We start from the raw sequence: 25,876 nt of genomic DNA, 5'->3' as shown, positions 1-25,876 counted from the left end.
GCGCGACAGGAGCGAGGTCGGGAATCAGGCCGGATCCGAACCGGCGGACCCGTGGCTCAGGTGAGGATCATAGCGCGATGAGTCAGTTCGATCTCACCGAGGAACAGCAGGCGATCCAGGAGATGGCGCGCCGCTTCACCGCCGATGCGATCACCCCGTTCGCCGCCGAATGGGACGATCGGCATATCTTCCCGCGCGACACGGTGAAGGCCGCCGCCGATCTCGGCTTCGGCGGCATCTATGTGTCGGAGGAAGGCGGCGGCATCGGCCTCGGCCGGCTCGAGGCGGCGCTGATCATGGAGGCGATGGCCTATGGCTGCCCGTCGACCAGCGCCTTCATCTCGATCCACAACATGGCCGCCTGGATGGTCGACCGCTACGGCAACGAGGCGGTGAAGGCCAAATATCTGGCGTCGCTGGTCTCGTGCGACCTGATCGCCTCCTATTGCCTGACCGAACCGAGCGCGGGTTCGGACGCGGCGAGCCTCAAGACCCGCGCGGTGCGCGACGGCGACGATTATGTCGTGACCGGATCGAAGGCGTTCATCTCGGGCGGGGGCGCCAACGATCTTTATGTGACGATGGTCCGTACCGGCGAGGAGGGGGCTAAAGGCATTTCCTGCCTGGTGATCGAGAAGGACATGCCCGGGGTCAGCTTCGGCGCGCAGGAGCGCAAGCTCGGCTGGCGGTCGCAACCGACCGCGCAGGTCAATTTCGACGCGGTGCGGGTACCGGTCGCCAACCGGATCGGCGATGAGGGGCAGGGCTTCCGCATCGCGATGGCCGGGCTCGACGGCGGGCGGCTCAACATCGGCGCCTGCTCGCTCGGCGGTGCCCAGCGCGCGCTCGACGAGGCGGTCGCCTATGTCAAGGACCGGCGCCAGTTCGGTCAGGCGATCGCCGATTTCCAGGCGACCCAGTTCACCCTCGCCGACATGGAGACCGAACTCCAGGCGGCGCGCGCGCTGCTCTATCTCGCCGCGGTCAAGGTGACCGAGGGCGCGGCCGATCGGACCCGCTTCGCGGCGATGGCCAAGCGTTTCGCGACCGACGCCGGCTGGTCGGTGGTCGACCGCGCGCTCCAGCTCCATGGCGGCTATGGCTATTTGCAGGATTTCCCGATCGAACGGCTGTTGCGCGACCTGCGCGTGCATCGCATCCTCGAAGGAACCAATGAGGTGATGCGGATGATCGTCGGCCGCGAGATGGTCAAATGACCGAAGATGTCCTGACCTTCGTCGAAGGCCGGGTGGGACGCATCCGCCTCAACCGCCCCAAGCCGATCCATGCGCTGACCCATAAGATGTGCAACGCGATGATCGCGGCGCTGACCGCCTGGCGCACCGACCCCGAAATCGACCTGGTGATGATCGACCATGCCGAGGGGCGCGGCTTCTGCGCTGGCGGCGACATCCGCACGCTCGCCGACAGCGTATCGCGCGGCGGCGAGGAGGGGCGCGCCTTCTTCTTCGACGAATATCGCCTCAACCATCTGCTGTTCGCCTATTCCAAGCCGACGATCGCCTTCATGGACGGGATCACGATGGGCGGCGGGGTCGGCATCTCGCAACCCTGCGACGTCCGCGTCGTCACCGATCGCACCGCTTATGCCATGCCCGAGACCGGGATCGGCCTGTTCACCGACGTCGGCGGCGGCTGGTATCTGTCGCGCATGCCGGGTCGCACCGGACGCTATGTCGGCCTCACCGGCGCGCGGCTGGGCGGCGCCGAATGCCTCGCGCTCGGTCTCGGCACCCATTATGTCGCCGGCGAGGATGTCGAGACGCTGAAGGCCCAGATCCTTGCCAATCCGGCCGGGCTCGACGCCGCGCTGCGCAGCCTCGTCTCGATGGTCCCGCCCGCGCCGATCCTCGATCATGTCGCCGCGATCGACCGGCTGTTCGCCTCGGACCGGCTCGAGGATATCCGGGTCGCGCTCGCCACCGATCCGTCCGACTGGGCTGCGGCCACCCTCAAGACGCTCGAAACGAAATCGCCGCGCTCGTGCAAGACCGTCCTGCGCCTGCTCGCCGAGTCCGAACGGCTCGACGATTTCGCCGACGAGATGGCGCTCGAATATGCGATTGCGGTCCGGATGTTCGACCATCCCGATTTCATCGAAGGGGTGCGGGCGCTGATCGTCGACAAGGACAATGCGCCGCGCTGGTCGCCCGCGACCCCCGAGGAGGTCGACGCCGCCGCCCTCGACGCCATTTTCGCACCGCTGCCGCCCGACGCGGCCTGGACTCCCCTGCTGCCGATCAAGTGAGGAACGACATGAGCTACGAAACCCTTCTCGTCGAAACCCAGGGCGCGGTCACGATCGTTCGCCTCAATCGTCCGCAGGCGCTCAATGCGCTCAACACGACGGTGCTCGCCGATCTGGTCGCCGCCTTCCGCGCCTATGATGCCGATCCGAGCCAGCGCTGCGCGATCCTGATCGGCAGCGACAAGGCGTTCGCCGCCGGTGCCGACATCAAGGAGATGCAGTCGAAGGGCTTCGCGGCGATGTATGGCGAGAATTTCTTCGCCGATTTCGAACTGCTCACCCGCACCCGCAAGCCGTGGATCGCGGCGGTGTCGGGCTTCGCGCTCGGCGGCGGCTGCGAGCTGGCGATGATGGCCGACATCATGATCGTCGCCGACAATGCCAAGTTCGGCCAGCCCGAGATCAAGCTCGGCGTCGCCCCGGGCATGGGCGGTTCGCAGCGGCTGACCCGCGCGGTCGGCAAGTCGAAGGCGATGGACATGGTGCTGACCGGCCGGATGATGGACGCGGTCGAGGCCGAGAAGGCCAGCCTCTGCTCGAAGATCGTGCCGCTCGCCGATCTCCTCGCCGAGACGCTCAAGATGGCCGAGACGATTGCCGCGATGCCGCCGCTTGCCGCGATCGCCAACAAGGAAATGGTCAACGTCGCGTTCGAGACCGGGCTGGCCCAGGGCATATTGTTCGAACGCCGGCTGTTCAACGGGCTGACCGCGACCGCCGACAAGGCCGAGGGGATGACCGCCTTCGTCGAGAAGCGCCCCGGCGTCTGGAAGGGGGAATAATCGGATGGCCCGGATCGGATTCATCGGCCTCGGCAATATGGGCGGCGGCATGGCCCGCAACCTCGCCAAGGCCGGCCATGACGTGCGCGCGTTCGACCTGTCGGCCGATGCGCTCGAGCGCGCGACCGCGGGCGGATGCCTCGCGGTCGGTTCGGCGGCCGAAGCGGTCGCCGAGGCCGAGTTCGTCGTGACGATGCTGCCTGCGGGCAAGCATGTCCGCGCGGTCTATGAAGGCGAGATTTTCGAGGCGGTGCCAGCGCATGCCCTGCTGCTCGACTGTTCGACGATCGACGTCGCGACCGCCAAGGCGGTCGGGGCGGCGGCGGGGGCCAAAGGCCTCGCGATGGTCGACGCGCCGGTATCGGGCGGCATCGCCGCCGCCGAGGGCGGTACGCTGACCTTCATGGTCGGCGGTTCGGTCGAGCATTTCGACCGCGCCGAACCGATCCTCGCGGCGATGGGCAAGGCGGTGATCCATGCCGGTGCGATCGGATCGGGCCAGGCCGCCAAGATCGCCAACAACATGCTGCTCGGCGCGACGATGGTCGCGACCTGCGAGGCGTTCCTGCTCGCGCAGAAGCTCGGGCTCGACCCGCAGACCTTCTTCGACATCTCGTCGAAGGCCTCGGGGCAGAGCTGGTCGATGACCACCTATTGCCCGGTGCCCGGCGTCGGCCCGGAAACCCCCGCCGACCGCGACTATGAGGGCGGTTTCGCGACCGCCTTGATGCTCAAGGACCTCAAGCTGGCGATGGGCGCCGCGCAGGATGTCGGTGCGAGCGTGCCGATGGGGGCCAGTGCCGAAAGCTTCTACCAGGCGTTCGCCAATATGGGCGCCGGTGGCAAGGATTTCTCGGCGATCATCCAGCTGCTCGATGGCAGCTACGGCAAGGCGGCGTTCTGAGAAGGAAGCGCTATGCTACCATGTCGCTGAACTGGAGCCGCGCGAGCCGGGCGTAGAGCCCGTCGCGCGCGCTCAGGCTGGCATGGGTGCCTTCCTCGACGATCCGGCCCTCGTCCATCACGATGATTCGGTCGGCGGCGCGCACCGTCGCCAGGCGATGGGCGATGACGATCGTGGTGCGGGTCGCCATCAGCCGGTCGAGTGCGTCCTGCACCAGCTTTTCGGATTCGGCGTCGAGCGCCGACGTGGCCTCGTCGAGCAGCAGCAGCGGCGAGTCCCGCAGCAGCGCCCGCGCGATCGTGATCCGCTGGCGCTGGCCGCCCGACAGTCGCGCGCCGCTCTCGCCGAGGAAGGTGTCGAGCCCCTGCGGCAACGCGCGCAGGAAGGTCGCGGCGTTGGCGGCCTCGCAGGCCTGCCAGATCGCGTCATCATCGGCATCCCAGCGGCCATAGCGCAGATTGTCGCGTGCCGACGCCGCGAAGATCACATTTTCCTGCGGCACCAGCGCCATCCGCAGCCGCACCTCGGCGGGATCGGCCTGGGGCAGGGCGACGCCGTCGATCCGGATCACCCCGGCTTGCGGATCGTAGAAACGCTGCGCGAGCTGGAACAGGGTCGACTTGCCCGCACCCGACGGGCCCACCACCGCGACGGTCTCGCCGGGTTCGACGCGCAGCGTGAAATCGTCGAGCGCATTGATCTCGGGTCGGGTCGGATAGCGGAAGGTGACATTCTCGAACGCGATCCGGCCCAGCGCGGGCTCGGGGAGCGTGGCGGGACGGGCGGGGGCCTTGATCCCGGGTTCGGTGTGGAGCAGTTCGCCAAGCCGCGCCGCCGCACCGGCGCCGCGGATCAGGTCGCCGAACACTTCGGCGAGTGCGCCGAACGCGCCGGCGACGACCCCGCCGGTCACCATGAACGCGGCGATCGAGCCGCCCGACAGGCGTCCGGCCTGGACGTCGATCGCCCCCTGCCACATCACCAGCGTGATCGATCCGAAGATCAGCCCGATCACCACCGCGGTCATGATTGCGCGGGTGCGGATGCGCCGCCGCGAGGTCGCGAACGCCTGGGTCGCGGCGTTGGCGAAGCGGTCGGCCTCGCGCTGCTGCTGGCCGAACGCCTGGACGATCTTCATCGCGCCGAGCACCTCGGCGACCATCGATCCGACGTCGGCGATCCGGTCCTGGCTGTGCTTGGACAGGTTGCGCAGCCGCCGGCCCATGATCAGGATCGGGGCGAGCACCACCGGAATGCCGATCAGCAGCATCGCCGCGAGCTTGGGCGCGATCGTGAACAGGGTGATGACCCCGCCGATCACCAGCACGACGTTGCGCAGCGCGATCGACACCGTCGTACCGACCACCTGCTCGATCACCGAAGTGTCGGCGGTCAGTCGCGACGCGATCTCCGACGGCCGATTCTCTTCGAAGAACCCCGGCGCGAGCCGCAGCAGATTGGCCTGGACCGCGATGCGGATGTCGGCGACGACCCGTTCGCCGATCCACGAGACGAAATAGAAGCGCACCGCGGTCGCCAGCGCGAGCATCACGACGATGCCGAGCAGCAGCCCGAAATAGCTACCGACATCGCCGCCCGATGCCAGGAAGCCTTTGTCGATCACCAGCTTGACGCCATAGGGGATCGCCAGGGTCGATCCCGCGGCGACCAGCAGCGCGATACCGGCGGTCAATATCCGCCACGGATAAGCGAGCGCGAACCGCCAGATCATCAACAGTTCGCCGAGCTTGCGCCGGGGCGGCTTCTCGCTTGCCGCGATGTCGTTCAGCGGGCTGTCGTTATCGGTATCGGCCATGGCTTGGCGCCTAGCATCTGGCCGAAAGATGCTCAATCGCGGCTTGGAGAGTTATTCGTAATACCTACATGCAATCTTCACATGCGGCCTATTGCCCTTCGCATTGCGTGTCGGCGCGTTTTGGACGTAAACCCCTGAAAGAACCCGGGGGCGGAGACATCGATGTTGTACAATGCCTATGAGTTCCAGCGTTCGCTTCTGTCCGCCGCCAGCACCTGGGCCGGGATCGGCGCCGAATGGCTGCAAAGCCCGCTCAACCCCTTCGCCTATAACGGCATGACCCCGGTGCTCGCATCGGGGCTCGACGTTTTCGCCCATGCCTCGGCGTCGCGCGGCAAGCCCGACTTCGGGCTCGACAGCACGATCGTCGATGGCCGGACCGTTCCGGTCATCGAAGAGATCGTCGTCGAAAAGCCGTTCGGCAGTCTCAAGCGTTTCGTGCGCGACGGCGTCGAGGGCCAGCCCAAGCTGATGATCGTCGCGCCGATGTCGGGCCATTACGCCACGCTGTTGCGCGGCACCGTCGAGCGGATGCTGCCCAGTTACGACGTCCACATCACCGACTGGGCCGATGCCAAGCTGGTGCCGGTCGAGGCCGGACATTTCGATCTCGACGACTATGTCGATTATCTGATCGAGTTCATCGCCGCGCTCGGCCCGAACAGCCATTTGCTGGCGGTGTGCCAGCCTTCGGTACCCGCTTATGCCGCGGTCGCGCTGATGTCCGAGGACAAACATCCCTGCCTGCCGGCATCGCTGACGATGATGGGCGGCCCGATCGACACGCGCGAGGCGCCGACCCAGGTCAACACCGTCGCGACCCAGCGCCCGCTCGCCTGGTTCGAACAGAATGTCATCCAGACCGTGCCGATGCTCTATCCGGGCAGCGGCCGGCAGGTCTATCCGGGTTTCCTGCAGTTGACCGGTTTCATGGCGATGAACCTCGGCAACCACATGACCAGCCATTGGGATATGTTCCGCCATCTCGTCGAAGGCGACCAGGAAAGCGTTCAGGCGACCAAGAGCTTCTACGACGAATATCGCGCGGTCTGCGACATGTCGGCCGAATTCTACCTCCAGACGATCGACAGCGTGTTCCAGCGGCACCTGCTGCCCAAGGGCGAGCTGACCCATCGCGGCCGCAAGGTCGATCCGGCGCACATCACCGACGTCGCGCTGCTGGCGATCGAGGGCGAGCGCGACGATATTTCCGGTCTGGGGCAGACCCGGGCGGCGCTGTCTCTCGCCACCGGGCTCGCGGACGACAAGAAGCACTATATGATGGCGGAGGGCGCGGGCCATTATGGCATCTTCAATGGCCGCCGCTGGCGTGAGACGATCGCGCCGGTGCTCGAGCAGTGGATCGCCGCCCATGGCCGCTAGGCCCTGGCTGACCCTCGCGATCGCGCTGGCAAGCGCGTCGACGCTTGCCTTCACCCTGGCCCCTGCTCGTGTCGATGCCGCGGTTCCCGATGCCGAAATGCAGCAGGCGGTGCAGGCTGCGCAGGCCGCGGTCGGCCAGCAGGATTGCGGCGGCGCGCTCAGAGCGCTCGACCCGCTGGTGCCGCGGCTCGACGAGGGACCGCAGCGTGCGGTGGTCCAGCGGATGCGGCTGGTCTGCCTGGGAGTCGAGGGGCGTGCTGGCGATATCCCCGCGGTCCAGCGCGAGCTCGCCAAGTCGATGCCCCGCGACGGCGTCGTCCAGGCATTCGGGGTGCTGGTGGCGGCCGACGAGAGCCGCTTCACCGATGCCGCCAGCCAGATCGAGGCGCTCGCCGCCAATTCGCCGCGCAATCTCGAGATACTGACCGGGGCCTCGATCCGGGCGATCGTCGTCCGGCTGAGCGAGCAGCGCGCTTATGGCGAGCGCGGCCGGATGCTGGTCGCGCTCGCCCGCGCCGATTTTCAGCCGACCGACATCCCCGAATTGCGGGTGAGCTTCGCGCAAGGTGCGATCGAGTCGCTGGTCAAGTCGGGGCAGACCGACGAGGCCGCCGAACTGCTCGACCGGATCGACCAACCCGAATTGTTGAGCGGCATGGCGATCGAGCGCCAATATGTCTCGCTATGGCCGGCGATCGAGACCCGGCTCGGTACCAATGGCGCCGCCCAGGCCGATCGCTTCGCCAAGGACCGGCTCAATATCTTCGCCAACGCCCCCGATTCGATCGCTGCACGGCGCGATGCGGTGGTCGCGATGCTGATGCTCGGCCGTTATGACGATGCCGATGCGATCGCCCGTGATGTCGCGGTGCATGAGGGGATGGACCGCGACGAGGTCCGGATCGTCCTGGCCCGGGTGCGTGCGCTGGCGGTGCTCGGCCGTATCGACGAGGCGACGGTGCTGCTCGCCCAGTTCGCCGCACTCGACGTCCGCAAGACCCCCGAGGCGTCGCCCGCCCTGATCAGCTATTCCGAATTTCTCGACGAACAGGGGCAGGAGCAGAAGGCGCTCGACGTCGCCCAGGCTGCCCAGGCCGGTTCGGCCGCCTACCTCACCGATTTCGGCAAGCGCTGGCTCGACCGCACCGAGGTCTGCGCGCTGGCGGCGCTGGGCCGAACCGCGGAAGCGGGCGAGGCGATGGAGCGACTGCTCAAGCTCTCGGCGCAGAACGAGCCGGCGACGATCGAGGCCTTGCTGTGCGTGAAGCGCGATGCCGAGGCCGCGAAAATGGCGGTCAAGGGCTTCGACGATGAGGATGTCGCCGGCAATCTGGTGATGCAGTTCCAGCCGCAGGCATCGCTCTGGGCGCCGTCGCCGTCGCGCCTCCGGCTGTTGTGGGAAGCGTTTCTCACCCGGCCCGAGGTCAAGGCGGCGTTCGAGCGCAAGGGACGGGTGCTGCCGCGCAAGCTGTGGCCTTCGCCGACCCCCCGTGCGGTGCCGCGTCGTGGCGGTTCCAACCTGACCTGATGCGAGTTCGCTGATGCCGTCATTGTCGGTTCGGGTCGATCGCTGGCCGGTGGCCGGGGTCTTCAACATCGCCCGCGGCGCAAAGACGCATGTCGATGTCGTGCTCGTCGAGATCGCCGATGGCGGGCATATCGGGCGCGGCGAGGCGACCGCGATCTATTATCATGGCGAGACCGCCGATGGTGTTGCGGGGCAAGCGGAGGCGGTTGCCGATACGATCGCCGCCGGCGCCGGCCGGGCCGACATCGGCTGGCTGATGCCCCGCGGCGCCGCGCGCAACGCGGTCGATTGCGCGCTGTGGGACCTCGAGGCGAAGCGGTCGGGGCGTCCGGCGGCGCTCATCGCCGGCCTGTCCCCGCTCCAGCCGCTTGAAACCGCCTTCACCATCTCGCTCGCCGATCCCGACGTCATGGAGCAGCGTGCCCGCGCGGCGGCGCCGGTCTATCCGCTGCTCAAGCTCAAGCTGGCGGGGGAGGGCGATATCGCCCGGGTCGCGGCGGTGCGCCGCGGCGCCCCTGGCGCGCGGCTGATCGTCGACGCCAATGAAAGCTGGACCGACCGCGACGTTGCGGCGGAAGCGGCGTCGCTGCTGCCGTTCGGGGTCGAACTGATCGAGCAGCCGGTCAAGGCGGGGCAGGATCATCTGCTCGACGGGGTCGTCTCGCCGATCCCGCTCGCCGCCGACGAGAGCTGCCAGGACCGCGCCGATCTCGCCGCGTGCGTCGGCCGTTATGCGGCGATCAACATCAAGCTCGACAAGGCCGGCGGCCTGACCGAGGCGCTGGCGCTTGCTGTCGAGGCGCGTGCAGCCGGGCTCGAGATCATGGTCGGCTGCATGTTGTGCACCTCGCTCGGCATCGCGCCCGCCATGCTGGTCGGGCAGGGCGCGCGCTGGGTCGATATCGACGGCCCGCTGCTACTCGCCGCCGACCGCAACCATGGTATCGCTTTCGCGAACGGTATCGCCCAGCCGCCTTCGCCGCTGCTCTGGGGTTGAGCATATCGATCGAGGATGCCTCAGCATCTTCGAGATCGCATAGGAACGATCAGCGTTCCGCAGGCTCGGGATAGGGCATGATCGCTCGCCCGTCGGGCGCGGCGGTGAAGCTGGTCTGGGTCGGATAGGCGAATTCGATCCCTTCGCGCGCGAAGGTCTCGAGGATCGTCACATAGATTTCGTGGCGAACCTGGTTGAAGATCTCGCCATCCTCGTCGATCACGTCGAACACCAACTCGTAATCGATGCTCGACGCGCCGAAATTGACCAGCCAGCAATGGCCGAAGCTGCTCTTGTCGGCGGCGACGACGATCGCCTTGACCATCTCGGGGATGCGTCGGCAGACCTCGGGCGGAGTCTGGTAGATGATCCCCAGGTTGACCGTCGCGCGGCGGCGCAGCGTGTGGGCGAGGTTGCGCAATTCCTTATTGAGCAGGTTGGTGTTGGAGATCACCACCTCCTCGCCGGTGGTCGCGCGGACCCGGGTGGTCTTGAGCCCGATCGCCTCGACCGTGCCGACCGTCTGGTCCCATTTGACCGTGTCGCCGCGGCGGAACGGGCGGTCGAAGATGATCGACAGCGCCGCGAACAGATCCGAGAAGATGCCCTGGGCGGCCAGGCCGATCGCGATGCCGCCGACCCCCAGCGAGGCGATCAGGCCGGTGGTGTTGACCCCGAGATTGTCGAGGATCAGCAGGATCGCGATCGCGAAGCAGACCACCGTGACCAGCAGCCGGATGATCCCGACCGCGCTGCCGAGCGTCGACAGATTGTCGTCCTCGCCCGCGCGCTTCTCGACGATGCCGATGACCAGTTCGCGGATCCACAATGCGGCCTGGATCGCGGTGGCGACGATGAACAGGAAGCGGATCGTGGTGTCGAGCGTCGGCGGCGGCGAGGCATAGCCCCCGACCAGTCGCGAGGCGAGCATGACGATGAAGAAGAGGTTGGTCTTCGACACCGCCCGGCCGACGATCATCGGCCAGTGACCGCGGCCGTCGAGCCGGCACAGCCGCATGCCGAGCGCGCGCAGGCCGTAGAGCAGCGCGACGATGATCGCGCCCGCGCCCAGCGCGATCGCGATGCTGAGATAATGGATCAGGATCCAGTGGATCGTCTGGTCCCACAGCCGGGCCAGGCCCTGCGGGGAATCGATCAGGGGGGCGACGTCGATCACGCCGCTATTGCCGGTTTTGCTCATATTCGCGTCAGTTTACGACCGTCCCAGCTGTTCCCGGCCCCAACGGGGTTTCGGGGGCAAACGTTCCGCAGATGCGTCGACCTGTTCCTCTTCCTCCGGTTCGGCCTCGCCGCCGCGTCCGCCGCGTTTCCGGAACGGGTTCCAGACGCGCTTGTTGACATAGGTCTGGACATAGCGATCGAAACCGATCTCGACCGCGACCAGCAGATAGATGAACGGCTGGAAGGCGATGCCGACGAACGACGCGCCGAGCAGATAGATCAAATGGCCGTGCTGCAGCGCCGCCGCGAGCGGCGAGACCCAGTCATGCTCGTCGACATTGTCGCGATAGCGCCGCCGGATCACCTCCATGCGGAAGATGCTGCCGAGATGGAGGATCAGGAACATGAGCAGGCCCGGATAGCCCTGCTCGCCGAGCATTTCGAAATAGCTGTTGTGGAAGGCGCGGCCGGCATCATAGCCGGTCGCGTGGACGATGACGCCGTCGGCGGTCTTGTAGGACAGGTCGATCGTCAGCTTGTTCTGCAGGAAACAGTTGAAGCCGCCGCCGAGCGGATGATCCTGGACATAGTTGAGCGTCCATTTCCACACCGCGATGCGCGTGCTCGCCGATGAATCGCCCTTATAGCCGGCGATCGTGTCCATCCGGCTGAAATAGCTCTTGGGCAGCAGCGGGATCGCCGCCAGCGCGATCGCGGTGAACACCGCCAGATAGGTGAAGCGCCGCTTGGTCGCGCGCAGCTCGAGCAGCACCATCAGCGCGAGGCAGAGCAGCCCGGTGCGCGCCTGGGTGCCGACCGGGATCAGCATGCAGGCGAAGGCGAGGCCGAAGAAATAGATCTTGGTGAAGATGTTCTTCGGAAAGATCGTGCTGTGCTTGGCCATGTACAGGCATAGCGGGATCACGCAGACCGCGACCGCCGAGATGATGCTGCCCTCGTAGAGGCCGCTATTGTTGCTCACCATCAGGTTGAGCGTGCCATAGCCGCCGCCGCCCATCAGCGTCTTGCCGCCGCCGACGATGACGATCGCGCCCAGCGACACCAGCATGAAGGCGAGTGTCGATTCGATGCGCAGCCGGGTGTAGAGCACCATCGGCATGAACATCGCGAACAGCAGCGCCTTCCAGACCCAGTCCCACTTGTCGAGCGCCTGGACCGGGAAGTCGGCGGTGAAGGTCGTGTAGCCGGCCAGCATCAGCAGCAGCAGGATCAGGATCTGGCGCTTCGAAAAACGGAACGTCGTCTTGTCGTCGTTGAGCGCCCATCCGGCGAAAGCGCCGATGAAGAAGATCAGCGAGATCGGAATCGAATTGAGCAGATAATAGGATAGCCGCTGCGGCGAGACGATATCGATATAGATATAGCCGAGCATGAGCAGGAACGGGCGTCGCAGCCCCATCAGGGCGATCGCCGTGATGAAGGTTACGAGGAGGAGATCACGCACGCGGGCCGACCGTCTTGAAGCGGCGGCCGGTCGCGACCGGCTCGACATTGAGATCGGGGTTGTTGAAGATCCTGAGCGCGATCAGAAACAGAAGGCCGTGCGCCAGCAGGAGCGATGCGAAGTCGATCATGGACAGGCTCCGGCCCCGAAACAGGTTGACAAGCAAATCACTATCGTGCGCCTTCCGGCCGATGAAGATCCTTCATATCCTCGATCATAGCCTGCCGATCCATAGCGGATACACATTTCGTACCCGCGCCATCCTGAAAGCCCAGGTCGAAATGGGCTGGCAAGTGATGGGGGTGACCGGCCCGCGCTACAACAGCGCCGACCCCGATCCCTATGAGGAGGATGGGCTGGTCTTCCGCCGGACACCGCCGGTGAAGGCCGCGCGCGCGCCCGTCGGTGAGCTGCGCGAAGTCGCGGCGCTTGCAAGACGGGCCGCGCAGGTCGCGGCCGAATGGAAACCCGACCTGCTTCACGCCCATTCGCCGGCGCTCAACGGTCTTGCCGCCTTGCGCGTCGCGAAGCAGTTGCGGCTGCCCCTGATCTACGAGATTCGCGCCTTCTGGGAAGATGCCGCGGTCGGCAACGGGACCGGTAGGGAAGGTTCGCCGATGTACCGGATCACCCGTGCGCTGGAAAATCACGTGGTCAAGCGCGCCGATGCGGTCGCGGTGATCTGCGAAGGGCTGCGCGGCGACCTGGTCGCGCGCGGAGTCGATCCGGCGAAGATCATGGTGTCGCCCAACGGCGTCGACCTTGAACTGTTCGGCGATCCGCCGCCGCCCGATCTCGAACTCGCCGCCCGGATCGGCGTCGAGCCCGGCGACGTGATCGGCTTCATCGGTTCCTTCTACGATTATGAAGGGCTCGACGATCTGATCGCGGCCATGCCGGCGATCGTCGCGGCGCGGCCGAACGCCGCGCTGCTGATGGTCGGTGGCGGCCCGATGGAAGAGGCGCTGCGCAAGCAGGCCGAAAGCTCGCCGGTCGCCGCGCGCATCCATTTCATCGGCCGGGTGCCGCATCACGAGGTCGAGCGCTATTACAGCCTGATCGACGTCCTCGCCTACCCGCGCAAGTCGATGCGATTGACCGATCTGGTGACCCCGCTCAAGCCGCTCGAGGCGATGGCGCAGCGCCGGCTGGTGGCGGCGTCCGATGTCGGCGGCCATCGCGAACTGATCGAGGACGGCGTCACCGGCACCCTGTTTCCGGCCGACGATCCCGCGGCATTGGCTGCGGCTGTGGCCGGCCTGCTCGCCGACCGGGCGGGCTGGGACGAGCGGCGCGGGGTCGCGCGCAACTTTGTCGAACGCGAGCGCAATTGGGCTGTGAACGTAGCGCGTTATCGGCCTATATATGAACGGATCGCCGGAGGGCGTTCGCGTTAGCCCGTGCGGTTAAATCAATCGCAAGCCGCTTCGTGCTAACGGCCATCAACCGGGTGTAGCATAGGCGAAAAGATGGGCGTGAAACAGGTCAGGCGGCGTACGAGCCTGTTGATGGGCATATCGCTCGCGCTGCTGCTGGGCAGCGCCGCGGCTTTCCTGATCTTCGCGCTGCCGCAATATACGCTCGAAAAGATCACCGTCGCCACCCGGCTGGCCAAGCTGATGGTGCAGGCCGAACCGCCGATTTCGGGGGATGATCGCATCCTGCTGGCGATCCTGGCCGGGGTGGGAACGACCGGGATCGGCTGGGTGCTGATCGACTGGCTGTTCTTCGGGCGCGCGGGGCTGTCGGTCTTCGTCCGATCGCGCGGCGACCTGTATGACGATATCGAGGATGGTGGCGCCTATCGGCCGAGCGATCCGCTCGATCTGGTGCTGCCGAGCCCGATCGACGGCGCCGCCGCCGCACCGCGTGGCGGTGATGCGCGCCGTCCGCTTTCGGCGCGCACCGATATCGGCGATCCGCCGCTTTCGCAGCCGATGCCGGCGCAGCCTGCGATGCCCCAACCGCAGCCGGCGGCCCCGCCGCCGCTGTCGCCCTTCGCCGCCCCGCCCAGCCTCGACGATCTGCTGCCGCCGCTCGACAGGCTGGCTGCGACCGCCGAGCCCGCCGCCGCGCCCAGCCTGGTCGATCCGGTTTCCCTGCTCGGTCTGGCGCCGTCGGGCAATCCGACGCTGCTCGACCTCGATCTGGGCCGGGACATGGCGAGCCGTCCGACGCTGCTCGATCTTCAGGCGATGTCCGTCCCGGCGCCGGCGGATCCGCAGCCCCCGGCAGCACCCCAGATCGCGCCCCCCGTGACGCCGGCGTCGACGGCCCCCATTCCGCCGATCTCGGCTTGGCCGCCGGTACCGCCACAGGCGCCGGTGACGCCGCCTGCCGCATCTATTCTCGCTGGTCCGCCGGCTGCCGTTCCGGCGCCCGAGCCCGCCGCGCCGTCCTGGCCGCCTGCGGCCCCGCCGGTCGCTGCCCGGCCATCGATTACGGCAGCGGATATTTTCGCGTCATTCCCGCCGGAACTGCCGCGGCATGATGCTTCGCTGATCATGCCGACGGATGTCGGACCCGCGGTCTCGCCGGCCGAAACCCCTGTGGCGCAGCCATCGCCCGCTCCGCAGGCGCCCGTTTCGCAAGCGGCTGTTCCGCCCGTCGCCCCGGCTCCGATATTCGCGCCACCGGCAGCTATCGCGGCCCCACCGGCCCCGGCTGCCCCGCCTCCTGCCGCGCCGTCTCCCGTCGCGCCGTCTCCCGTCATTTCGCCCCCCCAGGCGGCTGCGATTGAAACCCCGGCCGTTGCCGTCGCATCGGATTTCACCCCTGATATTTTCGATCGGGCACCGATCGAGGATCTGCTCAACCGCCTCGAGGGGCGGATTCGGCAGCGCCGCACACCGGTTCGTGCGGCGCTTGCAGCACCTTCGCCCGAAGCGCCCCCTGCAAACCCGGCCGTCGCCGCCGATGTGGTCGCCGCGCCGCCGCCCGAGGCCGAATCCGTGCGCCGACCGCTGCCCCCGGGCTTTGCTTCGACGCGGTTGGTCGAATTTCCGCCGCCGGCTCCCGAGCCTGCGGTGACCGAGCCGGCACCGACCGATGTCGTCGCGCCGATCCCGGCCGGTATACCGGCGGCCGCGATCGATGGCGACGATCTGCTCGACCAGCCGCTTTACATCGCGCTCGAAAGATTGCGTGGGCTGATCAAAGGCTGACCGGCCGCATCACCGCCGGTCGTAGAGATAGAGCCCCAAGCTGATCGCCAGACCGGCCGCGAGGCCGGCCACGAAACCGATCGACGGCTGGCCATAGCGGACACCGATCAGCGCGCCGGCGATGATCGAGAAGGCGATGATCGCGCCGCCGGCGCGGGAGGCTTTTTGGGGTTCGCTCGACATCGGCCTCCCTTGCCATGCAGCGCATGCGGACGCCAGCCGCTTGGCGGTGATCATGCGAGCCTGGTGGAGTGCGCACGCTCCAGCGCTTTGATTTGATAGGATAAGCGTGCGGCCCGTCGATCCCGCCCGATTGGCCGTCGATCGGACGGCCCGCAAAATGGTGAACGACTCATGCACCACCAGCCTTCACAAAAGCGGCATGTCTGACGGCTAGACCGCTTCTTGCCAGGAAGCTGGGAAGGGCAGGATAGTTGGAAGAACTGTTTTACATCGCCGATCGCGCCAGCATCGACGACGCTACCAGGCTGATCAGCCAATTCGGCGACCATGCGGTGATCGAAGCCGCCCAGCGTGCCGATCGCTATCGTGGCCTCGGAAACGCGATCCGCTTTTGCCAATGGCGCCAGATCGAGCGGGTGATCTCGGTGCTCAGCCAGGAATGTTCGATCGGCACCGTCCACTGATCGGCGGCTAGGGGCGCTGCTGTCCCATATTGGCGTCAATTCGTCGCAACCGCGACTCCGCTCGACCTGTGTTACAACTGGGTACTGGCGGGGGCGCATCACCAGCGGTAGAGAGTCGGCATGTATGCCGGTCGAGCGCCGTTTTGCGGCCAGTCCTTCGCGGTGGTCGCGATGCTGTGCGTTGCTGCGCCGCTCATGGCGCAGACCGCCGATCCCCAGCCGGTCGAACTGCCCGCGCTCGATCCTTCGTCCGACATGGCGCCGCTGCCCGATCTCGGGGTCGACTGGCCCGATCCCACCCGCGAGGGTGCCCAACCCGGCCCTGCCGCGACCGCGCCGGCCGCTGGCCAGTCGGTCCCCTCGGCGGTGGCGATCACCGACAGCGGGGCCGGCGACAAGCAGGCCGAGCAGCATTACAGCGTGGTCATCGACGGGCTGAGCGGTTCCGGGGGGATCGCCCCCGAGACCGAGACCGCGCTCCGCCTGCGCTTCAAATCGCTGTCCGCGCTCGAGGAAGGCAAGGGCGTCGGTAACGTCGCCCAGGTCGATCGCCGCGCCCGATCGGACGAGGGGCTGGTGCGGGACCTGATGCGCGCGGCGGGCTATTATGACGCCAACGTCACCGCGCGGATCGAAGGCGCCGCAGCGGGGCGGTTGCGGGTCACCCTGGTGGTCGAACCCGGCGACCTCTACAGCTTTTCGGCGATCGATCTGCCCGGGGTCGGTGCGGCCGGATCGCATGAGGTGGCGATCCGCAAGAGCTTCGGGCTCGCCGTCGGCGATCCGGTGGATTCGGACCGGATCGCCACCGGCCAGGCGGCGGTGAAAACCGCATTGGGCCATGACGGCTTCGTGTTCGGCAAGGTCGGCGAGCCGAAGCTGAGCATCGATCACGATGCCCATCAGGCGACGCTGACGATGTCAATCGATCCCGCGGGCTCGCGCAAATTCGGCACGGTGACGATCGAGGGCGATCGGCTGTTCAGCGCGAAACATCTCGGCCGGATCGCGCGGTTCCATAGCGGCGATCCCTATGATGCCGCCCGCCTCGAGGACTTTCGCCGTGCGCTGATCCAGACCGGCCTGGTCTCCTCGGTCGTCATCAAGCCGGTGCAGTCGGCCGATCCCGAACTGGTCGATATCCAGGTGAAGCTCGAACCGGCGCCGCCGCGCACCGTTTCGGGATCGCTCGGCTATGGTACCGGCGAAGGCTATCGCGTCGAGACGAGCTGGCAGCATCGCAACCTGATCCGGCCCGAAGGCGCGGTCACCTTCCGCGGCGTGCTCGGCACCCAGGAACAGTCGCTCGGAGCGGTCCTGCGCCGCAACAATTACAAGGCACGCGACCGGGTTCTCACCGGGCAGGTGTTGCTGAGCCATCTCAACGAAAATGCCTATGAGGCGCGGTCGCTGACGCTGGCGGCCGGGCTCGAACGCCAGACCAACATCATCTGGCAGAAGAAATGGACCTGGTTCTATGGCGGCGAACTGGTCTTCTCGAAGGAAGACGACACCGTCAAGGCGACCGGCGCGCCGCGCAGCCGCCAATATCTGATCGGGGCGCTGCCGTCGGGCCTCTCCTATGACGGGTCCGACGACCTGCTCAATCCGACCCGCGGCTATCGGCTGGCCGGCCGGATCTCGCCCGAACTGTCGCTTCAGGGCGGCGCCTTCGGCTATGGCAAGGTGCAGATCGACGGCAGCTATTATCAGCCGGTCAGCGATCGTGCGACGATCGCCGGGCGCATCCGGCTCGGTTCGATCATCGGCGCCAGCGCCGAACGGATCGCGCCGACCCGTCGCTTTTATGCGGGCGGCGGCGGATCGGTTCGCGGCTATGGCTACCAGAAGATCGGGCCGGTCGACGTCAATGGCGATCCGGCCGGCGGGCGCAGCCTCGCCGAATTCTCGGTCGAGGCGCGGGTCCGGTTCGGCGATTTCGGCGTGGTGCCGTTCCTCGACGGCGGCAATCTCTATGCGGGGGCGGCGCCGAGCTTCGCCAATCTGCGCTACGGCGCTGGTCTTGGCGTGCGCTATTATACCAGCTTCGGGCCGATCCGGGTCGATGTCGGCACCCCGCTGAATCCGCGATCGGGCGACAGCCGGGTCGCGGTCTATGTCTCGCTGGGGCAGGCCTTCTGATGGCCGACGAGACACCGCTGGCGATCGAGGACCCGGCTCCGCTGGTCCGGGCACGGTCCTGGTGGCGCATGGCGCTGCGCGCGGTCGGCATGCTGCTGCTCGGGGTGGCGCTGCTCGCGGCGGCGGCGGTGTGGATGCTCGACACCGCACCCGGGCACCGGCTGATCATCGACCGGATCGCCAGGATCGCGCCGTCCTCGGGGCTCCGTATCAAGGTCGGAAGGATCGAGGGGTCGATCTGGAACCGGGCGACGATCCGCGACCTGCGGCTCTACGACAGCCAGGGCCTGTTTCTCGAGGCGCCCACTATCAAGCTCGACTGGCGGCCGGCGGCGTGGGTCGCCAACCGATTGTCGATCAACCGCGTCGAGTCCGACCTGGTGATGCTCGATCGCCTGCCGCGATTGAAGCCATCGCCGAGCAAGGGGCCGCTGCTGCCGGGTTTCGACATCCATCTCGGCAGGCTCCATATCGGCCATCTGCGGCTGGCGCCGGCGGTGTCGGGGCAGCAGCGTGTGGCGCGGATCGATGGCAGCGCCGATATTCGCAAGGGCCGGGCGATGATCCGGCTGACCGCGGACAGCAACGCCCATGACCGCTTCCGGCTCTCGGTCGATGCCGAACCCGATCGCGACCGCTTCGACATCGATGCTCGGGTGACCGGACCGGCCGAAGGCGTCATCGCCGGGCTCATCAAGGTTCGGCGGCCGATCGACGGCATCATCGCCGGCAAGGGCCGCTGGAGCGCATGGAAGGGCCATGCCGGGCTCGATCTCGGCGCGCTCAAGCTGGCGGACCTGCAACTGACCGCCGATCACGGCAAATATAGCTTCGGCGGCATGCTCGCGCCGTCGAGCCTGCTCAGCGGCAAGCTCCAGCGACTGACGGCGCCGCGGATCGAATTGTCGGGAGCAGCGACGCTTGCCGATCGCCGGCTCGACGGCAATTTCGCGGTGCGGACTCCCGAGATCGAATTTGCCGGTTCGGGGACGCTCGACCTGGCCGCCAGCACCTTCAACGGGGTGGTGATCGACGGGCGGCTGGTCGTGCCCAAGGCGCTGTTCCCGAACATGACCGGCCGCAACATCAAGCTGCATGTCGGGTTCGACGGACCTTTCGCGACCGCGGCCTATAGCTATGCGCTGACCGCCGATCATGTCGCCTTCGACGAGACCGGCTTCGATATGGTGCGAGCCGACGGCAAGGGGATGCTGTCGAAGCCGCCGGTCAAACTGCCGGTGCGGCTGACCGCGCGGCGGGTGACCGGAGTCGGCGACGTCGCCGGCGGGATCCTCGGCAATCTCAAGATCGATGGGCTGCTCGCCGTCACCGCGACCGAGGTGATCGGCAAGGGGCTGTCGCTGTCGTCGGACAAGCTCGGCGGCAAACTCGATCTCAGGCTCGACCTGCGGACCGGCGACTATGATGTGGCGCTCTCGGGCAAGCTGCTGCGCTATTTCATCCCCGGGGTCGGCATCGTCGACGTCAATTCCGAACTGAGCGTGGTGCCGGGCGCGGGCGGCCATGGCACCACGGTGGCCGGACGCGGCCGGGCCTGGGTGCGGCGCTTCGACAACAGTTTCCTGCGCTATCTCGCCGGCGGTCTGCCCCAGATCGACACCCGGCTGCGCCGCGGCCCCGACGGGATATTGCATTTCGAACGGCTGCTGCTCACCGCGCCCTCGATCCGGATCATGGGGAGCGGCTTGCGCCGTCGCGACGGCAGCTTCGCCTTCAAGGGCAGCGGCACCCAGGCACAATATGGCGCCTTCGACATCGCGCTCGACGGCAATATCTCGCGGCCGAAGATCGATCTGCTGTTCGCGGCGCCGCTCGATGGGCTGGGGTTGAAGGATGTCGCGCTGCACCTCGATCCGACCGCCGAGGGCTTCGCCTATAGCGCCGCCGGCGGGTCGCTGCTCGGGTCGTTCAAGAGCCATGGTGCGATCCTGCTGCCAGCCAGTCAGCCGGCGACGATTGCGGTCGCCGCGGTCGAGGTATCGGGTGCGCGCGGTGCGGGCAGCCTGCGTTCGGATCCGGGCGGCTTTACTGGCCAGATCGATCTGGCCGGCGGCACCGTCACCGGTTCGATGGGCTTTGCGGTGCGGAACGGCATCCAGGCGATCGACATGGACCTGCTCGCCCGGCGCGCGACCTTCGCGGCGGCGACCCCGATCAGCGTCGGCCGCGGTCGTTTCCGCGGCACAGTGCTGCTCGATCCCGCCGGTACCGCGGTCAACGGCAGCGCGACGGCGTTCGGGGTGCGGCGCGGTGGTCTGGTACTCGCGCGCGGCCGGGCCGATATCCGCACCGCGGGTGACCGCGGTACGATCAACGCCAGCGTTTCGGGGCAGCGCGGTCGCGGTTTCCAGCTCAAGACCGCGATCAGCTTCGGACCCGATCGGATCGCGGTCGGTGCCGACGGGGCGATCGATCGCCGGCCGATCAAGCTTGACGACCAGGCTGTCCTGGTCCGCGACGGCGATGCCTGGCGGCTCGAACCGGTGAGCCTCACCTTCGGTCAGGGCAGCGCGACGATATCGGGCCGGTTCGGCGGCGATGCCAATGTCGTGCGCGCGGGGGTCAAGGCGATGCCGTTGTCGGTGCTCGACCTCTTCTATCCCGAACTAGGGCTGAGCGGCACCGCCACCGGCGATCTCGATTATCATGTGCTCGCCGGGCGCCGCTTGCCGACCGGCCGCGCCAATCTGACGATCAAGGGGATGTCGCGCTCGGGGCTGGTTCTGTCGTCGCGGCCCGCCGACCTCGCCATCGCCGCGGTGCTCAGCGAGACCGGCGCGGCCGCGCGCGCGGTTGTGTCGAGCGAGGGCAAGGTGATCGGCCGGGCGCAGGCGCGGATCACCGGTCTGGCGGCCGATGGCGAGATCGGCGATCGGCTGGCGGCGGGCAGTCTGTTCGCGCAGCTGCGCTATAACGGGCCTGCCGACACGCTGTGGCGGCTGGTGGGGGTCGAGACGATCGACCTGACCGGTCCGGTCGCGATCGGCGCCGACATCGGCGGCACCGCCGCGGCGCCGCTGATCAAGGGTTCGCTGCGCACCAGCCAGGCGCGGCTCGAAAGCGCGGTGACCGGCACCGTGATCAGCAACATCGCCGCGAGCGGCCGGTTCGATGGCTCGCGGTTGATCATCGACCGATTGTCGGGCCAGACCCGCGGCAATGGCCAGGTCAGCGGGCGCGCGGCCTTCGACTTCGCCGCCGGCCGCGGTTTCGGGATGGACGTGGCGATCGATGCGCAAAATGCCCAGCTGCTCAACCGCGACGATATCGGCGCAACCGTCACCGGACCGCTCACGATCAAATCCGACGGCAATGGCGGAACGATCGCCGGTGATGTGAAGCTGGTGAAGAGCCGCTTCCGGCTCGGCCGCGCGGTCGCCGCGCAGGGGATCCCGAAATTCGAGACGGTCGAACTCAACCGGCCCGCCGACTCCGACGAGGACGATGCCCCGCGCGCGCCGTGGAAGCTCGCGATCAAGGCCAATGCCCGCAACCAGCTGATGGTCAACGGGCTCGGGCTAGACAGCGAATGGCGCGCCGATCTCGATATCGGCGGCGCGATCGACAATCCGGCGATCACCGGCCGCGCCGATCTGGTGCGCGGTGGCTATGAATTTGCCGGGCGCCGCTTCGATCTCGAACGCGGGATCATCCGCTTCCTCGGCGAGGCACCGCCCGATCCGGTGCTCGATATCCTCGCCAAGGCCAATATCAACGGGGTCAGCGCGGCGATCCAGGTCAGCGGAACCGGGCTCAAGCCGCAGATCAGCTTCACCAGCACCCCGGCGTTGCCCGAGGACGAACTCCTGTCGCGGTTGCTGTTCGGCACCTCGATCACCAACCTGTCGGCGCCCGAAGCCTTGCAACTGGCGGCGGCGGTCGCCTCGCTGCGCAACAGCGGCGGCGGGCTCGATCCGATCAACGCGGTGCGCCGCGCGACCGGGCTCGATCGGTTGCGGATCATCCCGGCCGATCCGACCAAGGGGACGGGGACCGCGGTCGCGGTCGGTAAATATATCGGCCGCAAGACCTTCGTCGAGGTGGTCAGCGACGGGCAGGGCTATTCGGCGACCAATGTCGAGTTCCAGATCACCCGCTGGCTGTCGCTGCTGTCGAGCATCTCGACGATCGGGCGCCAGAGCGGCAGCGTGAAGGTGTCGAAGGACTATTGATAGCGGGTGCCCGCTTATTCGAAATGCACCACCGTATCGGCATCGGCGGATCGATCGAACAGGCGGCCATGCTCGACGACGAGCACGATCATAAGCGCGGCAAGGCCGCCGCCGGCAAAGCCGAGCGCGAGCGGCAGGGTCGACCCCGAGAAATTCTGGCCGACTGCCAGCCCGATCGCGGCGCCGATCAGCGTCGAGACGAAGCCCTGCACCGATGACGCCGACCCGGCGATATGGCCCATCGGTTCCATCGCCATCGTGTTGAAGTTCGATCCGGTCATGCCGAAGAAGAACATCGTGATCGCCTGGAGGATCGCGAAGCTGACGATCGTCTCGCGGCCGGCGGCGGCGATCGCAACATGGACCAGGCTCGCGGCGATCAGCGACAGCATCGCGACATGCGATACCCGACGCATGCCGTAACGCTCGACGATCCTCGCGTTGATCAGCGCCGCGCAGGCCATCATCCCGGCGACGCAGGCGAACATGATCGGAAAGATCTTCGGCGCATGGAAGATGTCGCTGAACACCTGCTGCGAGCTGTTGATGAAGCCCATCAGCCCGCCGAATATGCAGGCGCTGGCGACGGTATAACCGATCGAATAACGGTTGCCGGTGATCGCCTTGCCGGCGCGCCACAGCGTCATCGCGCTGATCGGGCGGCGATCCTCGATGTGCAGCGTCTCGGGCAGGCGAAACCAGGCCCAGATCATCACGAACAGGCTGAAGATCGACAATATGTAGAAGATCCACTGCCAGGGCGCGACCAGCAGGATCGCCTGGCCCAGGCTCGGCGCCATCACCGGGACGGCGAGGAAGGTCATGAAGCACAGCGACATCACCCGCGCCATCTTGCGCCCCGAATAGCAGTCGCGGATGATCGATACCGACAGGACGCGGGTCGCCGCGGCGGATATGCCCTGGGTCGCCCGCGACACCAGCAGCAGGTCGAAGCTCGTCGCATGCGCGGCAAGCGCGCTCATCGCCGCATAGACCGCCATCGCCGCGATCAGCACATTGCGCCGGCCATAGCGGTCGGCGAGCGGGCCGTAGAAGAGCTGGCCGATGCCGAAGCCGACGATATAGACGACGATGATCAGCTGGCGGTGATTTTCGATCGTCACCCCGAATTCGCTGCCGATCGCCGGCAGCGCGGGCAGCATCGTGTCGATGCCGAGCGCGTTGACCGCCATCAGCGCCGCCATCAGCGCGACGAACTCGCCGAACCGCATGCCGGGATGCGGCGTCCGGGAGAGGGCGGGGTCGGAGGCGGGGCCGTGCACGTCGAATTCCAATCTGCTTTGTTGCGCCGCGATAATCGCGGTTACGCCTGGTGGCAACGCGGGATGTGGTTGCTGATGCGCCTGGCGATGCTTCCAGGATCCCGCTCTTCTCCGCATTTTCCGCCGACCCCAAACGGAAAAGGGCCCCGGAGCTTTCGCCCCGGAGCCCCTTCTGGCCCAACTGGTCGAAAGATCAGTAGGAGTAGTACATGTCGAATTCGACCGGCGACGGGGTCATTTCCCAACGCGCGACGTCCGGCCACAGCAGTTCCATATAGGACTCGATCTGGTCTTCGGTGAACACACCGCCCTTGGTGAGGAAGGCATGGTCGGCCGCGAGGCTGTCGAGCGCTTCGCGCAGCGAGCCGGCGACGGTCGGAACCAGCGCGAGTTCTTCCGGGGGAAGGTCGTACAGATTCTTGTCCATGGCTTCGCCCGGATGGATCTTGTTCTCGATCCCGTCGAGGCCGGCCATCAGCAGCGATGCGTAGCACAGATACGGATTGGCCATCGCGTCGGGGAAACGGAACTCGACGCGCTTCGCCTTGGCGCCCGAGCCATAAGGAATGCGGCACGACGCCGAACGGTTGCGCGCCGAATAGGCGAGCAGCACCGGCGCTTCATAGCCCGGCACCAGCCGCTTGTAGCTGTTAGTGGTCGGGTTGGTGAAGGCGTTGAGCGCCTTGGCGTGCTTGATCACGCCGCCGATGAAATACAGGCACATGTCGCTGAGGCCGGCATAGCCGTTGCCGGCGAACAGCGGGGTCTTGCCGTCCCAGATCGAGATGTGGGTGTGCATGCCCGAGCCGTTGTCCTTGGCGATCGGCTTCGGCATGAAGGTCACGGTCTTGCCGTAGGCCTGCGCCACGTTCCAGCAGACATATTTGTAGATCTGCATGCGGTCGGCGGTGGTGACGAGCGTGCCGAAGGTCAGGCCCAGCTCGTGCTGCGCGGCGGCGACCTCATGGTGATGCTTGTCGCAGGGCAGACCCATTTCGAGCATGGTCGAGACCATCTCGCCGCGGATGTCGGTCGCGGGATCGACCGGAGCGACCGGGAAATAACCGCCCTTGGCGCGCGGACGGTGGCCCAGATTGCCGCCTTCATATTCCTTGCCGGTGTTGGTCGGCAGCTCGACATCGTCGATCTTGAAATAGGATTCGTTATACTGGGTGTCGAACTGGACATTGTCGAACATGAAGAATTCGGCTTCGGGACCGACATAGACGGTGTCGCCGATACCGAGCGTCTTCACATAGGCCTCGGCGCGCTTGGCGGTCGAGCGCGGGTCGCGCGAGTAGAGTTCGCCGGTCGAAGGCTCGACGATGTCGCAGACCAGGATCAGCATCGGCGTCGCCGAGAAGGGATCGGTCCAGACCGCGTCCAGATCGGGCTTGAGCACCATGTCGGACTCGTTGATGGCCTTCCAGCCTTCGATCGACGAGCCGTCGAACATGAAGCCTTCGTTGAGCTCATCCTCGCCCACGACGCCGGCGACCATGGTCAGGTGCTGCCACTTGCCCTTGGGGTCGGTGAAGCGAAGATCGACCCATTCGATCTCCTGGTCCTTGATCAGTTTCAGAACGTCTGCGGCCTTGTTCGCCATGGTAGTGCCTTCCCCGTGAAAGAACCCTGAAAGATGCGGGCGGTCGTTGCCGCCCTATGCCTGTCGGCTGTGCCTGTGGGCGCGCGTCAGATAGCGTCCGCGTCCCTCTCCCCCGTCCGGATCCGGACGGCCCCTTCGACCGGCAAGATGAAGATCTTGCCGTCCCCGATGCGACCCGTCTGGGCCGCTGCTGCGATCGCTTCGACCACGCGGTCGGCCAGAGAGTCGTCGACGACGACCTCGAGCTTCACCTTGGGGAGGAAGTCGACGACATATTCCGCGCCGCGATAGAGCTCGGTATGGCCCTTCTGGCGCCCAAAACCCTTGGCCTCGGTCACGGTGATTCCGGACACGCCGACCTCGTGCAGCGCTTCCTTCACCTCGTCGAGTTTGAAGGGCTTGATGATGGCTTCGATCTTTTTCACCTTGGCCCTCCCCGGCCGCGCTTGGGGACCTTCAATAAGCGTGCCACCGCGCGAGTCGCAAGGATAGGCGTCCCGCGCTGTACGGAAATT

General features: G+C 66.9%; 20 protein-coding genes. 12 read left to right on the top strand and 8 right to left on the bottom strand.

Annotated elements, in window-relative coordinates:
* The first annotated feature begins 77 nt into the window (after positions 1-77).
* Genes AC1RM6_RS25150 through mmsB form a run of 4 tightly spaced genes read left to right on the top strand, consistent with a single transcriptional unit; the run spans position 78 to position 3,955 of the window.
* A complete protein-coding gene (locus AC1RM6_RS25150) occupies positions 78-1,217 on the top strand; it encodes an acyl-CoA dehydrogenase family protein (protein ID WP_493106384.1) in 1,140 nt (379 codons plus the stop codon).
* Positions 1,214-2,269: an enoyl-CoA hydratase/isomerase family protein gene (locus AC1RM6_RS25145; protein WP_493106382.1), complete on the top strand. Its 1,056-nt coding sequence runs from the start codon at positions 1,214-1,216 to the stop codon at positions 2,267-2,269. The genes AC1RM6_RS25150 and AC1RM6_RS25145 overlap by 4 nt, the downstream gene beginning before the upstream one ends.
* Before the next feature lie 8 nt (positions 2,270-2,277).
* Entirely contained in the window at positions 2,278-3,051 is a 774-nt protein-coding gene (locus AC1RM6_RS25140) for an enoyl-CoA hydratase-related protein (protein ID WP_493106380.1), read from the top strand.
* A 4-nt stretch (positions 3,052-3,055) separates the two neighbouring features.
* Positions 3,056-3,955 carry a 3-hydroxyisobutyrate dehydrogenase gene (mmsB, locus tag AC1RM6_RS25135; protein WP_493106378.1) on the top strand — a complete coding sequence of 300 codons (900 nt, stop codon included), beginning with the start codon at positions 3,056-3,058 and terminating at the stop codon, positions 3,953-3,955.
* 10 nt (positions 3,956-3,965) lie between these two features.
* Here the strand turns inward: mmsB and AC1RM6_RS25130 are convergent, their stop codons facing one another.
* A complete protein-coding gene (locus tag AC1RM6_RS25130) occupies positions 3,966-5,771 on the bottom strand; it encodes an ABC transporter transmembrane domain-containing protein (RefSeq protein ID WP_493106376.1) in 1,806 nt (601 codons plus the stop codon).
* A gap of 162 nt (positions 5,772-5,933) precedes the next feature.
* On the opposite strand from AC1RM6_RS25130, the gene AC1RM6_RS25125 reads away from it, so the two are divergent.
* From AC1RM6_RS25125 to dgcA, 3 genes are read left to right on the top strand one after another with little or no spacing between them, the layout of a single operon-like run.
* Complete coding sequence (locus AC1RM6_RS25125; protein ID WP_493106374.1) at positions 5,934-7,154, top strand: polyhydroxyalkanoate depolymerase; 1,221 nt, start codon at positions 5,934-5,936, stop codon at positions 7,152-7,154.
* Positions 7,144-8,682 carry a tetratricopeptide repeat protein gene (locus AC1RM6_RS25120; protein WP_493106372.1) on the top strand — a complete coding sequence of 513 codons (1,539 nt, stop codon included), beginning with the start codon at positions 7,144-7,146 and terminating at the stop codon, positions 8,680-8,682. The genes AC1RM6_RS25125 and AC1RM6_RS25120 overlap by 11 nt, the downstream gene beginning before the upstream one ends.
* Positions 8,683-8,695: 13 nt before the next feature.
* A complete protein-coding gene (gene dgcA, locus AC1RM6_RS25115; protein WP_493106370.1) occupies positions 8,696-9,679 on the top strand; it encodes an N-acetyl-D-Glu racemase DgcA in 984 nt (327 codons plus the stop codon).
* A 49-nt stretch (positions 9,680-9,728) separates the two neighbouring features.
* Here the strand turns inward: dgcA and AC1RM6_RS25110 are convergent, their stop codons facing one another.
* From AC1RM6_RS25110 to AC1RM6_RS25100, 3 genes are read right to left on the bottom strand one after another with little or no spacing between them, the layout of a single operon-like run.
* Positions 9,729-10,880, bottom strand: a complete 1,152-nt coding sequence (locus AC1RM6_RS25110) for a mechanosensitive ion channel family protein (protein ID WP_493106368.1) — start codon at positions 10,878-10,880, stop codon at positions 9,729-9,731.
* Between the two features lie 12 nt (positions 10,881-10,892).
* Positions 10,893-12,326, bottom strand: coding sequence for a putative O-glycosylation ligase, exosortase A system-associated (locus AC1RM6_RS25105; RefSeq protein WP_493106366.1), 1,434 nt, complete (start codon positions 12,324-12,326; stop codon positions 10,893-10,895).
* Positions 12,319-12,456 (bottom strand): hypothetical protein, encoded by a 138-nt coding sequence (locus AC1RM6_RS25100; protein WP_493106364.1) that lies wholly within the window; start codon positions 12,454-12,456, stop codon positions 12,319-12,321. The genes AC1RM6_RS25105 and AC1RM6_RS25100 overlap by 8 nt, the downstream gene beginning before the upstream one ends.
* Positions 12,457-12,517: 61 nt before the next feature.
* Here AC1RM6_RS25100 and AC1RM6_RS25095 point away from each other — a divergent pair, with 61 nt between their 5' ends.
* Both AC1RM6_RS25095 and AC1RM6_RS25090 read left to right on the top strand, forming a co-directional pair.
* A complete protein-coding gene (locus AC1RM6_RS25095) occupies positions 12,518-13,723 on the top strand; it encodes a TIGR04063 family PEP-CTERM/XrtA system glycosyltransferase (protein ID WP_493106362.1) in 1,206 nt (401 codons plus the stop codon).
* A gap of 111 nt (positions 13,724-13,834) precedes the next feature.
* Positions 13,835-15,490, top strand: a complete 1,656-nt coding sequence (locus AC1RM6_RS25090) for a hypothetical protein (protein WP_493106360.1) — start codon at positions 13,835-13,837, stop codon at positions 15,488-15,490.
* Between the two features lie 9 nt (positions 15,491-15,499).
* On the opposite strand, the gene AC1RM6_RS25085 is transcribed toward AC1RM6_RS25090, so the two are convergent.
* Complete coding sequence (locus AC1RM6_RS25085) at positions 15,500-15,727, bottom strand: hypothetical protein (RefSeq protein WP_493106358.1); 228 nt, start codon at positions 15,725-15,727, stop codon at positions 15,500-15,502.
* A 197-nt stretch (positions 15,728-15,924) separates the two neighbouring features.
* On the opposite strand from AC1RM6_RS25085, the gene AC1RM6_RS25080 reads away from it, so the two are divergent.
* The 3 genes from AC1RM6_RS25080 (at position 15,925) to AC1RM6_RS25070 (ending at position 22,472) form a co-directional block, all read left to right on the top strand.
* Positions 15,925-16,137 (top strand): hypothetical protein, encoded by a 213-nt coding sequence (locus AC1RM6_RS25080; RefSeq protein ID WP_493106356.1) that lies wholly within the window; start codon positions 15,925-15,927, stop codon positions 16,135-16,137.
* A gap of 120 nt (positions 16,138-16,257) precedes the next feature.
* Positions 16,258-18,279, top strand: a complete 2,022-nt coding sequence (locus AC1RM6_RS25075) for an autotransporter assembly complex protein TamA (RefSeq protein ID WP_493106354.1) — start codon at positions 16,258-16,260, stop codon at positions 18,277-18,279.
* Complete coding sequence (locus AC1RM6_RS25070; RefSeq protein ID WP_493106352.1) at positions 18,279-22,472, top strand: translocation/assembly module TamB domain-containing protein; 4,194 nt, start codon at positions 18,279-18,281, stop codon at positions 22,470-22,472. Before AC1RM6_RS25075 ends, AC1RM6_RS25070 begins: the two co-directional genes overlap by 1 nt.
* 14 nt (positions 22,473-22,486) lie before the next feature.
* On the opposite strand, the gene AC1RM6_RS25065 is transcribed toward AC1RM6_RS25070, so the two are convergent.
* The 3 genes from AC1RM6_RS25065 to AC1RM6_RS25055 form a co-directional block, all read right to left on the bottom strand.
* Positions 22,487-23,704 (bottom strand): multidrug effflux MFS transporter, encoded by a 1,218-nt coding sequence (locus AC1RM6_RS25065; protein WP_493106350.1) that lies wholly within the window; start codon positions 23,702-23,704, stop codon positions 22,487-22,489.
* A gap of 244 nt (positions 23,705-23,948) precedes the next feature.
* Positions 23,949-25,361 carry a type I glutamate--ammonia ligase gene (gene glnA, locus AC1RM6_RS25060; RefSeq protein ID WP_493106348.1) on the bottom strand — a complete coding sequence of 471 codons (1,413 nt, stop codon included), beginning with the start codon at positions 25,359-25,361 and terminating at the stop codon, positions 23,949-23,951.
* Positions 25,362-25,447: 86 nt separating this feature from the next.
* Positions 25,448-25,786 (bottom strand): P-II family nitrogen regulator, encoded by a 339-nt coding sequence (locus AC1RM6_RS25055; protein ID WP_493106346.1) that lies wholly within the window; start codon positions 25,784-25,786, stop codon positions 25,448-25,450.
* Positions 25,787-25,876 lie beyond the last annotated feature (90 nt).

Source organism: Rhizorhabdus sp. GW822-FHT03C02 (assembly GCF_058801765.1).
The sequence above is the reverse complement of the archived record's forward strand: the minus strand, read 5'-3'. Positions and strand labels throughout refer to the sequence as shown.

What these genes read in the sequence shown, in the direction of transcription:
- AC1RM6_RS25150 (WP_493106384.1), top strand. Translation starts at nt 78, where the DNA reads ATGAGTCAGTTCGATCTCACCGAGGAACAGCAGGCGATCCAGGAGATG.
- AC1RM6_RS25145 (WP_493106382.1), top strand. Translation starts at nt 1,214, where the DNA reads ATGACCGAAGATGTCCTGACCTTCGTCGAAGGCCGGGTGGGACGCATC.
- AC1RM6_RS25140 (WP_493106380.1), top strand. Translation starts at nt 2,278, where the DNA reads ATGAGCTACGAAACCCTTCTCGTCGAAACCCAGGGCGCGGTCACGATC.
- mmsB (WP_493106378.1), top strand. Translation starts at nt 3,056, where the DNA reads ATGGCCCGGATCGGATTCATCGGCCTCGGCAATATGGGCGGCGGCATG.
- AC1RM6_RS25130 (WP_493106376.1), bottom strand. Translation starts at nt 5,771, where the DNA reads ATGGCCGATACCGATAACGACAGCCCGCTGAACGACATCGCGGCAAGC.
- AC1RM6_RS25125 (WP_493106374.1), top strand. Translation starts at nt 5,934, where the DNA reads ATGTTGTACAATGCCTATGAGTTCCAGCGTTCGCTTCTGTCCGCCGCC.
- AC1RM6_RS25120 (WP_493106372.1), top strand. Translation starts at nt 7,144, where the DNA reads ATGGCCGCTAGGCCCTGGCTGACCCTCGCGATCGCGCTGGCAAGCGCG.
- dgcA (WP_493106370.1), top strand. Translation starts at nt 8,696, where the DNA reads ATGCCGTCATTGTCGGTTCGGGTCGATCGCTGGCCGGTGGCCGGGGTC.
- AC1RM6_RS25110 (WP_493106368.1), bottom strand. Translation starts at nt 10,880, where the DNA reads ATGAGCAAAACCGGCAATAGCGGCGTGATCGACGTCGCCCCCCTGATC.
- AC1RM6_RS25100 (WP_493106364.1), bottom strand. Translation starts at nt 12,456, where the DNA reads ATGATCGACTTCGCATCGCTCCTGCTGGCGCACGGCCTTCTGTTTCTG.
- AC1RM6_RS25095 (WP_493106362.1), top strand. Translation starts at nt 12,518, where the DNA reads ATGAAGATCCTTCATATCCTCGATCATAGCCTGCCGATCCATAGCGGA.
- AC1RM6_RS25090 (WP_493106360.1), top strand. Translation starts at nt 13,835, where the DNA reads ATGGGCATATCGCTCGCGCTGCTGCTGGGCAGCGCCGCGGCTTTCCTG.
- AC1RM6_RS25085 (WP_493106358.1), bottom strand. Translation starts at nt 15,727, where the DNA reads ATGATCACCGCCAAGCGGCTGGCGTCCGCATGCGCTGCATGGCAAGGG.
- AC1RM6_RS25075 (WP_493106354.1), top strand. Translation starts at nt 16,258, where the DNA reads ATGTATGCCGGTCGAGCGCCGTTTTGCGGCCAGTCCTTCGCGGTGGTC.
- AC1RM6_RS25070 (WP_493106352.1), top strand. Translation starts at nt 18,279, where the DNA reads ATGGCCGACGAGACACCGCTGGCGATCGAGGACCCGGCTCCGCTGGTC.
- AC1RM6_RS25065 (WP_493106350.1), bottom strand. Translation starts at nt 23,704, where the DNA reads ATGCGGTTCGGCGAGTTCGTCGCGCTGATGGCGGCGCTGATGGCGGTC.
- glnA (WP_493106348.1), bottom strand. Translation starts at nt 25,361, where the DNA reads ATGGCGAACAAGGCCGCAGACGTTCTGAAACTGATCAAGGACCAGGAG.